Annotated in this window: 13 protein-coding genes and 1 tRNA gene; 3 read left to right on the top strand and 11 right to left on the bottom strand. The window is 72.8% G+C overall.

The window, feature by feature from the left end; all coding sequences use genetic code 11:
• The first annotated feature begins 161 nt into the window (after nucleotides 1-161).
• A complete protein-coding gene (locus ACZ68P_RS02930; RefSeq protein WP_471001611.1) occupies nucleotides 162-1,310 on the top strand; it encodes a sensor histidine kinase in 1,149 nt (382 codons plus the stop codon).
• Nucleotides 1,310-1,957, top strand: coding sequence for a response regulator transcription factor (locus tag ACZ68P_RS02925; RefSeq protein WP_471002421.1), 648 nt, complete (start codon nucleotides 1,310-1,312; stop codon nucleotides 1,955-1,957). Before ACZ68P_RS02930 ends, ACZ68P_RS02925 begins: the two co-directional genes overlap by 1 nt.
• Nucleotides 1,958-2,043: 86 nt before the next feature.
• Here ACZ68P_RS02925 and ACZ68P_RS02920 read toward each other — a convergent pair whose 3' ends face one another.
• The 3 genes from ACZ68P_RS02920 to ACZ68P_RS02910 form a co-directional block, all read right to left on the bottom strand.
• On the bottom strand, nucleotides 2,044-2,256 hold the full coding sequence (locus ACZ68P_RS02920) for an FmdB family zinc ribbon protein (protein ID WP_471001608.1): 213 nt from the start codon (nucleotides 2,254-2,256) through the stop codon (nucleotides 2,044-2,046).
• Nucleotides 2,257-2,265: 9 nt separating this feature from the next.
• Nucleotides 2,266-3,585 carry a hypothetical protein gene (locus ACZ68P_RS02915; RefSeq protein ID WP_471002418.1) on the bottom strand — a complete coding sequence of 440 codons (1,320 nt, stop codon included), beginning with the start codon at nucleotides 3,583-3,585 and terminating at the stop codon, nucleotides 2,266-2,268.
• A gap of 143 nt (nucleotides 3,586-3,728) precedes the next feature.
• A complete protein-coding gene (locus ACZ68P_RS02910) occupies nucleotides 3,729-4,496 on the bottom strand; it encodes a DUF4097 family beta strand repeat-containing protein (RefSeq protein WP_471001605.1) in 768 nt (255 codons plus the stop codon).
• A gap of 166 nt (nucleotides 4,497-4,662) precedes the next feature.
• Between ACZ68P_RS02910 and ACZ68P_RS02905 the strand changes: the two genes are divergently transcribed.
• Nucleotides 4,663-4,737, top strand: a tRNA-Val gene (locus ACZ68P_RS02905).
• Between the two features lie 72 nt (nucleotides 4,738-4,809).
• Here the strand turns inward: ACZ68P_RS02905 and ACZ68P_RS02900 are convergent.
• The 8 genes from ACZ68P_RS02900 to ACZ68P_RS02865 all read right to left on the bottom strand — a co-directional run bounded on the left by ACZ68P_RS02900 (nucleotide 4,810) and on the right by ACZ68P_RS02865 (nucleotide 9,280).
• On the bottom strand, nucleotides 4,810-5,961 hold the full coding sequence (locus ACZ68P_RS02900; protein WP_471001602.1) for a tyrosine-type recombinase/integrase: 1,152 nt from the start codon (nucleotides 5,959-5,961) through the stop codon (nucleotides 4,810-4,812).
• A complete protein-coding gene (locus tag ACZ68P_RS02895) occupies nucleotides 5,961-6,152 on the bottom strand; it encodes a helix-turn-helix domain-containing protein (RefSeq protein ID WP_471001599.1) in 192 nt (63 codons plus the stop codon). The genes ACZ68P_RS02900 and ACZ68P_RS02895 overlap by 1 nt, the downstream gene beginning before the upstream one ends.
• A complete protein-coding gene (gene repSA, locus ACZ68P_RS02890; protein WP_471001596.1) occupies nucleotides 6,149-7,540 on the bottom strand; it encodes a replication initiator protein RepSA in 1,392 nt (463 codons plus the stop codon). The genes ACZ68P_RS02895 and repSA overlap by 4 nt, the downstream gene beginning before the upstream one ends.
• Nucleotides 7,537-7,728, bottom strand: coding sequence for a hypothetical protein (locus tag ACZ68P_RS02885; protein ID WP_471001594.1), 192 nt, complete (start codon nucleotides 7,726-7,728; stop codon nucleotides 7,537-7,539). Before ACZ68P_RS02885 ends, repSA begins: the two co-directional genes overlap by 4 nt.
• Before the next feature lie 91 nt (nucleotides 7,729-7,819).
• The gene (locus ACZ68P_RS02880) at nucleotides 7,820-8,167 is read right to left on the bottom strand and encodes a SpdD-like protein (protein ID WP_471001591.1); all 348 of its coding nucleotides are present in this window, start codon (nucleotides 8,165-8,167) and stop codon (nucleotides 7,820-7,822) included.
• Nucleotides 8,168-8,178: 11 nt separating this feature from the next.
• A complete protein-coding gene (locus tag ACZ68P_RS02875) occupies nucleotides 8,179-8,337 on the bottom strand; it encodes a hypothetical protein (protein ID WP_471001588.1) in 159 nt (52 codons plus the stop codon).
• Between the two features lie 19 nt (nucleotides 8,338-8,356).
• The gene (locus ACZ68P_RS02870; RefSeq protein ID WP_121828191.1) at nucleotides 8,357-8,548 is read right to left on the bottom strand and encodes a mobile element transfer protein; all 192 of its coding nucleotides are present in this window, start codon (nucleotides 8,546-8,548) and stop codon (nucleotides 8,357-8,359) included.
• 12 nt (nucleotides 8,549-8,560) lie between these two features.
• Nucleotides 8,561-9,280 carry a DUF2637 domain-containing protein gene (locus ACZ68P_RS02865; RefSeq protein ID WP_471001584.1) on the bottom strand — a complete coding sequence of 240 codons (720 nt, stop codon included), beginning with the start codon at nucleotides 9,278-9,280 and terminating at the stop codon, nucleotides 8,561-8,563.
• Between the last annotated feature and the right edge of the window lie 15 nt (nucleotides 9,281-9,295).

Below are 9,295 nucleotides of genomic sequence, written 5' to 3'. Positions count from 1 at the left end.
GCCCCGGCGCCGAGCGCGGGATCGCTCGGCCGGACGTGTTGGTTCCCCGGCGCGGCGTGAAGCGTCGCCGACCGGGCGTGAGGTTCTCTGGTTTCCGCGCCGCCGACGGTGCGGTTTTCCGCAGTGCGGGAGGCCGCCGGCTCCGGCTAGCGTGGCCGGTCATGGGGAATCTGGGGGGACATCTCACACACCGGCTCCTGACCGCCGTCGGCCTCGCCCTCGGGGCCGGCACCGCGATCGCCGGGCTGCTCGGCGTCGTCGTCGGCGGACTCGTCCTGCTGCCGGTCCTGGCCTGGCCGCGAGGGCGCGCCGCCGTCCAGCGGTGGCTGACCGCCGCCGCCCGGCCCCTGGCCCGGCTGGAGCGGTGGCGGCTCGACCGGCTCCTCGGCGCACGCCTGCCCGGCTCCCGGCCGGACGGCGCGGCCGTGCGGCACCTGGCCGCCCGCTGGCCGCTGGGCCTCCTCGGCGGCGTCGTACTGGCCTGCGCCGCGTACGGCCTCGGCCTCGGCACCTTCGGCCTCTACGGGTGGCTGATCACCGACATCGACTACCCGGGCCTCGTCGCCCTCGCCAGCCTCGGCGGGCTGTTCCTGCTCTTCCTCTCCGACCAGGGCGCCACGGGGGTGGCCTCGCTGGAAGGCCGGCTGGCCCGTCACTTCCTCGGGCCCCGCCACGCCGACGCGCTGGAGGCCAGGATCGCCCAGCTCGCCGCCAGCCGCGCCGAGGTCATGGACGTCGTCCACGACGAGCGCCGCCGTATCGAGCGCGATCTCCACGACGGCGTACAGCAGCGGCTCGTCGCCCTCGGCATGCTCCTCGGCCGGGCCCGCCGCAGCAAGGACCCCGGACAGGCCGCCGAACTGCTGCTCCAGGCCCACGAGGAGAGCCGGCGGGCATTGGCCGAGCTCCGCGAGGTGGCCTGGCGGGTCTATCCCACGGTCCTGGACGAGGCGGGCCTGCGGGCCGCCCTGGAGGCGCTCGCCGAGCGCGGCCCGCTGCCGGTCGGGCTCGTCTACGACGCGCCCGGCCCCCTGCCGAGGGCGGTGGAGACGGTCGCGTACTTCGTCGTCTCGGAAGCGGCCACCAACGTGGTCAAGCATGCGGGAGCGAGCCGCATGGACGTACGAGTCACCCTGGAGAACGGAGTGCTGGACGTGCGCGTGCGCGACGACGGGACGGGCGGCGCGGACGCCGCCGGCAGCGGTCTGACCGGCCTGGCGAGCCGGGCGGCCGCACTGGACGGACGCCTCGCGGTGGACAGCCCGGTGGGCGGGCCGACGGTCGTGCGGGCGGAGCTGCCGTGCGGGTGATGCTCGCCGAGGACTCGACCCTGCTGAGGGAGGGGCTCGTACGGCTCCTGGCCGAGGAGGGCCACGAGGTGACGGCCGCCGTCGGCAACGCCGTCGAACTGCTCGCCGCGGTGGCGGGCGACCCGCCGGACGTGGTCGTCGCCGACGTCCGGATGCCGCCCACGCACACCGACGAGGGGCTGCGCGCGGCCCTGGAGATCCGCCGGACGTGGCCGCGGGTCGGCGTGCTCGTCCTCTCGCAGTACGTGGAGCGGCGGTACGCGACCGAGTTGCTGACCGGCGAGCCGGAGGGGCCGGGAGCCGTCGGCTATCTGCTCAAGGACCGGGTGGCGCAGGTCGACGAGTTCCTGGAGGCACTGGAACGCGTCGGGGAGGGCCGTACCGCGTTCGACCCCGAGGTCGTCCGCCGCCTTCTGGTCCGCTCCTCCCACACGGATCCGCTGTCCCGGCTTACGCCCCGGGAGGGGGAGGTCCTGGCGGCGATGGCGCAGGGGCACACGAACGCGGCGATCGCCGCCCGGCTGCACGTCTCGCAGAGCGCGGTGGAGAAACACATCAACGCGATCTTCGACAAGCTGGAGCTGACGGGCCGGGGAGAGGGCTACAGCCGCCGGGTCCTGGCGGTGCTGCGCTACCTCGGCAGCTGAGCCGCCGGCCCCGCCTCCTGCCGCGGGCCCCGCCGGAGGCGGAGGACCGTCGGCGACGAAGCGGGGTCGAAGCCCCGGCGGACGGGTCAGCCGCAGCAGCCGCCACCGCAGCACCCGCCACCGGAGGCCGGCGCGGGGCCACCACCGGTCGCCGTACCACCCACGGCGACGGCGGAGAGCAGCTTGACGGTGTCGTCGTGCCCCTCGGGGCAGGCGGCGGGGGCGGAGGACTCGGCCATGGGGCGGCTGAGTTCGAAGGTGTCGCCGCAGGTCCGGCAGCGGTATTCGTAACGAGGCATACGGACAGGCTAACGGCCGCCGCTGCCGCCCCCGCCCCGTTCCTCCCGGATGAGCTCGACGACCCGCGCGGCGGTGGCGCGGACGGCCTCCAGCTCGGTGAGGAAGTGCCAGTAGTCGGGGTGGCGGCCGCTGTCGAGGGCGGCGACCGCCCGGTCGAGGCGGGCGACGCCGTCGTCGAGAGGCCGGGCGTGCCGGGGGTCGGGAGTGGTGCGGCCGTCCATGGCGAGGCGCTGGGCGTCCCGCACGGCGAAGCGGGCGCGGTCGATCTCGTGCTGCGGGTCCTTGGCGACGGCGTCGAGACGGCGCAGCCGGTCGCCGGCGGCGGAGACGGCCTCGTCGGTGTGGTTGAGCAGGGCGCGGGCGGTGGCCAGCAGGCTCGTCGCGTCGGGCCAGCGCTGCTCGGCACGGGCCACGGCGGCCTCCTTCAACCGCTCCTCGGCCTGGCGGACGCTCTCGGCGGCCTGGTCGGGGACGTACTGCAGGTCCTGCCAGCAGGCGGCGGAGAAACGGCGGCGGAGCTCGGAGAGGACGGGTTCGACGGCCCCGGCCCGGGTGGTGAGCGCCTGCGCGCGCGTCCGCAGGGAGACCAGGCGCTTGTCGGTCTCGGCGGCGCGCTCGGGGAGCCGCTCGGCCTCGGAGCGCACGGCTTCCGCGTCCCGCAGGACGCTGTCGGCGCGCTGGAGGGTCGCGGGGACGCCGTGGCGGCCGGCGCCTTCGTTCAGCTTGGTGAGATCGGGGCCCAGCGCGGCGAGCCGCGCCGCGAGGTCGTCGGCGCGCAGACCCGCCTCCCGCACCGCGTCGAGAGCGTCGCTCGCGGCGCGCAGCGCCTGCCGGGCCCGCTCGACGGCGGGAGCGAGCCGGGCGAGCTGGGTCTCGGCCTTGTCGAGCAGCGGCCCGAGCCCCTGCTCGAACCGGTCCAGCTCCCCCTTGACCCGGACGAGCTCGTCCGTGGCCCGGGTCAGCTCGGTCCTGGCCCGCACGGCGGTCGCCGCGTCCAGCTCGTCCCGGTCGAGATCGTGGGCGTCGACGGCGGTGATGTACGCGTGACTGACCTCGTCGATCCGCCGCCCGAGATCGGCGAAGCCGTCGACGGCGCGGCGGGCCCCGGGGGAGTCGTCGACGGCGGTGATCGTCTCGATGGAGATCCGCAGGTCACGCTGGGCGGTGTCCAGCTCGTAGAACGCGGCCGCGGCGGCGTCCTTGGCGGCCTGCGCCTCGGCGCGCTGGCTCTCGCCCCGCCCGCCGAACCAGCGCCGGGTGCCGCCACCGGCGAAGGCGGCGGGAAGAAGGGCGAGCCCGAGAAGCGGAAGCGCGAACGCGAGCCCCAGGCCGCCGGGGGTCCGCGGAGACGCCGAACCGGCCGCCCCGCCCCTCGCGTGAGTCGCCGCCACGTACCTCTCCCGTGCTGTGATCGCCGCGCTGCCCGGTCCGGTTCATTCTCCCACCAGGTAGTGACGAACACACGAGGCCTTTAGTTCGCGCTCCGCACCACGACTTCTCCGTTGTCGCTGCGCGCGGTCACGACGTGCCCGGATCCCTTCGCGGTCGGGACGTCGACACGCACCTCCCCGTTGTCGCTGCGCCCGTCGACGTCGTACGTCCCCGGCGGCAGGGCGATGTCGATCTCCCCGTTGTCGCTGGTGGCCTCCACGCTGCTCGGCACGGCGCGGAGCGCGAGCCGTACGGCCCCGTTGTCGGAACGGGCGACGATCCGCTGCGAGGTGGTGTCGCCCTCGACGACGACCTCGCCGTTGCCACTGGCCAGATCGAGCGCGCCGGAGGCGTCGCGCACCAGGACGGCGCCGTTGTCGGCCCGTACCGTCACGGGAGTGTCGAACCCGTCGGCCGTCACCTTCCCGTTGTCGTCCTCCACCACGAGGGCCACTCCACGGGGCACCTGGACGCGGTGCACGGAGTCGCAGTCACTGGCGAGCGCGTCGCACTCGACCCGCAACGTCAGCCGCCCACCCTCCATCCGCCACACCGGCTCGGGCCCGGACCCCATGAACACCCACCCGTCGACCTGCCGGCTGACGCGCACGTCCTCGATGTCGGCGGGCACGATCTCCAGCTCGGTGTCGTCGGCGTCGATCGTGAGCGTCCCCCCGGAGAACGCGAACCGCTTCGCCTCGATGGGCGCCCCCTCGACATCCGCGTCGCCACAACCGGTGACCCCGAGAGCGATGACGAGGGCCCCGCCGGCGGCGAGGAGCGTACGGATACGACGACGAGCGACCATGACGATCCAACCCCCAGGTAACGCGCTGACTGTCCCCCCACCGTACGAACCCCCACCCCACCCCACGATCCGGCGACCCACCGACCCGGGGGTGGGGCTACCCCCCGGGCCACTATGGGTTTGCGGGACCCACCCGTGGGCCATGTACGCTGTTGCCTCATTCCACGGGTGCGTAGCTCAGGGGTAGAGCGCTGCTCTTACAAAGCAGATGTCGGCGGTTCGAAACCGTCCGCGCCCACCAGCACAAAGGCCCCCAGCCGATCATGGCTGGGGGCCTTTGACATCTACTTCTGACATCAACGGGGTCGGTTGGTCACGCCCGGGGACGGCTCCTGAGCAGCCGGTCCATGTGACTCACGGCCTCGCGCTGCGTGTCCTGGACGACGTGCGTGTACACGTTCATCGTCACGGCGATCTGGCTGTGCCCGAGGATCTCCATCACGACGCGGGGCGGGACGCCGGCGGCGGTCAGGAGGGTCGCCGTACCGTGCCGGGCGTCGTGCAGCCGGACGACGCGGAGACCGGCGTTCTTCGCGACGCGGGTGAACGAGCGGTAGAGGTTGCGCGGCTCGATGGGCTGGCCGGTGCGGGTGGTGAAGACGTACCCGGTCTCCGTCCACTTCTCCCCGGCACGCTCCCGGGCGGCGGCCTGCTTGAGACGCTGCCACCGCAGGGGAGCGACGCAGATCGCGGGGAGGGGAAGAGTCTGCTTGCGCCGGCGCCCCTTGGGGTCGTCCTCGTACACCTCACCGGCCACCCGCTGCCGCTGCGTCCTGACCCGGATCTCCCGCTTGTCGAGGTCGACATTTTCCCAGCGGAGGCCGACGACCTCCCCGCGGCGGAAGCCGAGCGCGATGGCGAGCACGAACGCGGCGTACAGCGGGTCCTTCCGGGCGGCGGAGAGGAAGTCGAGCGTCTCGTCCAGGGACCAGGGGGAAAGCTCCCGGGCGGTGACGGCCGGCGGCTCAACGAGCGTGGCGACGTTCCGGGTCACCAGCTCCTCACGGCAGGCCGCAGTTAGGGCGGTGCGCAGAACGCGGTGCGACTCCTTAGCCGTGGCGGCGCTGGTCTTCTTCTCCAGCTGGACGAGGAAGCGACGGACGTCAGCGACGCTGAGGGATTCCAGCCGCTTGGATCCGATCATTGGGACTAGGTAGAGCCGGACGTGCACCTCGTACTTGGCCGCGGTGGTCCTCTTCCGGCGCGGCTTGACGATGTTGTCGAGCCAGTACGGCAGCCACTCGGAGAGCTTCATCGAACGGGTCGGTACGGCGATGCCGTTGTCGACCTTGTCGAGGAGCGCGCGGCGCTTGGCGTCGCACTCTGCCCAGGTCTTGCCATAGGCGAACTTCCGGGCCCGGGTGCCATCGGGCTGAAGGACGTAGACGGCGGCCTGGAAACGGCCGTCCTTGCGCTGGGTGAGGGTGCCAGCGCCGTTGGGGTTGCGCTTGCGTTGCGTGGCCATCAGGCGGCGGTTTCCTCGATCTGGTTGTCGATGAAGTCCCGGACGGCGTCGGCGGGCACGCGGCGCGACCGACCGATCGTGATGGAGACCAGGCGGCGGGAGCGGATGAGGTCGTAGACGGTGGAGCGGCCGAGCTTGAGCCGCGCCATGACCTCGGGCACGGTCAGCAGTTCAGCGGGGGCGGTGGTCATGTTGCGGCTCCTTCCAGAGCGAGTTGGTCGCGCAGGGCTTCGCGGGCGGTTTCGCGGTTGAGCTGGATGTCCCGGGCGATGGAGGCGGCGAGGGCGGCCTCTCCCGGGGTGTGGCCTTGGCCGGCGTAGGCCCAGGAGGTGAGGACGAGGACGGTGTCCGGCTCGATGTCGTCGAGGCCGCGGGCCGTGCGTTCCTGCGCGGCGCGGTAGTCGGCGCGGGTCTGGCGGAGGTCGCTCAGGGTGGTGGAGTACTGCCGGGACTTGGTGGAGAAGTGGCCCCTGAAGCCGAGCATGTGAGCCCAGGCGAGGAGCCTGCGGTCCGGGTAGAGCGGGTCCAGATCGAAGCAGGCTTCGACGAGGCGGCGGGTGTGGTCGGGGACGCCGAGAAGGACGAGGGCCTCCCGGTTGCCGATGCGACGGTCGAGGCTGCCGGTCGTCTCAGCGGCTTTTGTGGAGTACTTGGCGATGTAGGAGGCGACGGCCTGTTCCGTGATGTCGGAGCCGTCACCAAAGGCCTTCACGGGGCGGATGTCGAGCTGGGTGCCCCAGCGCAGGCGGCGTAACGGCTGATCGCCAGCAGCCGGAACGGTGATGGTCGTGTAGGAGTGCGCGGCAGCGGCCTGAATCGATGCGATGAGGAGTTCGGTGGTGGCCCAGGACGGGGGAGGGGCGTCCGGTCCGTCGGGACCGTCAAGGCGGACGACGGCGTGGAAGTGGACGGCGCCCCGTTTCTGGAATTCGGCCACCTTTCCGTAGGAGATTCGGGCGACCTCCTTCAAGGCTCGCTGCGAGAGGCCGGCAGCGGCGGCGATCTCTCGGCGTAGCCGCTTGGCGAAGCGGTCCCAGAGTTGTCCGGCGTGGTTGTTGTAGAGGACGGCGGTGGCGTAGTCGTACGAGTCGGGGTCGAGCGGGGTGCCCAGTTCGGCGGCGTCTTCGGGGTGGCGGGTGCCGCATCGGCAGGGCCGGGTGCCGGGCCGGTTGTGGACGGGCCCGAACGACGGTGCCGTGAGCGTCAGGAATACGCGGGGGTGCTCGCGGACGGCTGCGGGGATGTCGCGGCGGTCGTCTCCGGCGAGACCGGCGCGGATGAGGCGGTAGGTGTCTCCCGCGTAGGTCCAGGCGCAGGCGGGGCAGCGGGAGGCCCGCCGGTTGCCGCAGGCGACCCGGAGCCGTCCGCCAGGTTCGGTATCGGTGGAGTAGCGGTGCAGGGTCTCGCCGGTGGTTTTGTCCTGCGTCAGCGTCCAGCCCTGGAGGTGGATGGGGTTGGAGCAGCCGCCGGTGCGGTGGATCTGTTCCTTCCAGCGGTCGAAGCCGGTGGACCCGGCCACCGTGAGCATGTCGCTCAGGGTGGCCGGGTGCAGGCCCGCGAAGGTCGCGGAGTTCGTCACGCCGACACCGCCGGGACGGTGGAGGCTCGGGGCGCGGGGCGGGTGCCGGTGCCGTGGCAGGCCGGGCAGTGGGCGGCGATGGTGCGGAGGTGGCCGCTGTGGTCGCGGCCGCCGAGGGTGATGGCGACGGAGGCGTGTCCGTCGCAGTTCGAGCAGATCCGGGCCGGGGCGTGGTTGGGGTGGGCCATGATGTGCGTGTTCCTTCCGGTTCTGTGGACTGGCAAGGGGCGCGGCTCCCGGGCGGCGGAGACTTGGCGGTTGAGGCCGCCCGGGGGCCGGTCAGTGCCTGTGGTGGCCGTTGAGGAGCGAGCGCAGGACGACGGCGCAGACGGCGACCGAGGCGGCGCTGATGGCGACGGCGAGGAGCATGGAGACCAGGACCGTGCCGACGATCAGAACCACTCCGGCGCCACTCGCGACGACGGCGATGAGGCCAGTCGGGGTGAGGCGAACGCCCGGTACCTGAACGAGGGGCGCGGCCGGGACGGGCACCGGGGCGTGGTTGTGGTTGCAGGCCGTCGGCTGAAGGCCGTGGTGGGGTTCGATGTCGGTCGGTGTGGTCGGCTGGATCAGCGGGGTAACGAGGCCGGTCGGGAGCGGGTTGATCGGGATGCGCGGTCGGAACATGGCGGGTCTCCCTACTTGGTGATCGTGTTGTCGATGAGCGGGGCGAGGATGCTGTCCGCGAGGAGGTAGCCGCCGAGGAGGATCACGGCGACGAGCCACCAGGGCGGGCGAATGAGCTTGATGCCGAGGCCGCCGACGACGATCAGGGCGAGCCAGAGCGGGACGTCCATGACGGTGGTCTCCTTCGGGTCAGCGGGCGGTGCAGCGGTGGGTGCGGGCGGCGAGCTGGGCGGCGGAGGAGCTGGAGTAGTCGGCGGACCAGCCGCAGCGGTCGGCGGTGCAGACGGCGGCGTACTTGGTGCGGCCGTTGCGGTCGCGGTGGGTGCCGATCTGCACGGGGCCGATGCGCATCACGGAGTGGAAGCGGTCGCGGGCGGGCATCGCGGTCTCCATTCAGGCGAGTTGGGCGGCGATGGCGTGGGCCATAAGGGACGGGACGCCGAGGCGGGCGCGCAGGGTGTCGGCGTCAATCGGGTAGCCGGTGCGGGCGCGGTGCTCGTCGGCGACCTTCCGGGCGTGAGCGACGAGCGCCGGCGGTACGGGCACAGGAGCGGGTTCGGGCTTCGAGGCCGGTGCGGCTTCCGGGTCTAGCTCCGGCTCCGGTTCCGGGGAGGGCAGGGCCGGTGCAGCGGCGATCTCCGGCCCCAACTCGGTCATGTCGTCCCGCTCGATGACCGCTTCCACAGCCGCGGGCTCCTCGGTGGCCGTGGTGGGTTCGGCCGGTTTGGCGACCTCCGGGTGCCCGGGGGAGTGGACGAGGAGGGTGCCGCCGAGAAAGGCGAGGGCGGGCCATCCGGCGACGAGGATGCGGAGCCAGTCCGGTACGTCGGTGAGGTCGAGGAGTCCGGCGGTGGCGATGTTCGCGCCGAGGGACGCAGCCAGGGCCACGACGAACCAGGTCCATGCCGAGCGGGCCGAGTCACCGGCCGCCCTCAGGCCCCGGAGCCGGTGCCAGGCGGCGACGAGGAGGAGATCGACGGAGACGGGGTAGGCCCACGCCTTCCATCCGGTCTGGCCAGCCGCCGCAGCCAGGTCGTGCAGGTGGGCGAAGGACAGGGCACCGGCGATCACAGCCTGTACGAGGACGGCGTCCGGCCGCAGGGTAGGGCGCATCGCAGTACCTCCTTC

Source organism: Streptomyces sp. NPDC036822 (genome assembly GCF_055609145.1).
The sequence above is the reverse complement of the archived record's forward strand: the minus strand, read 5'-3'. Positions and strand labels throughout refer to the sequence as shown.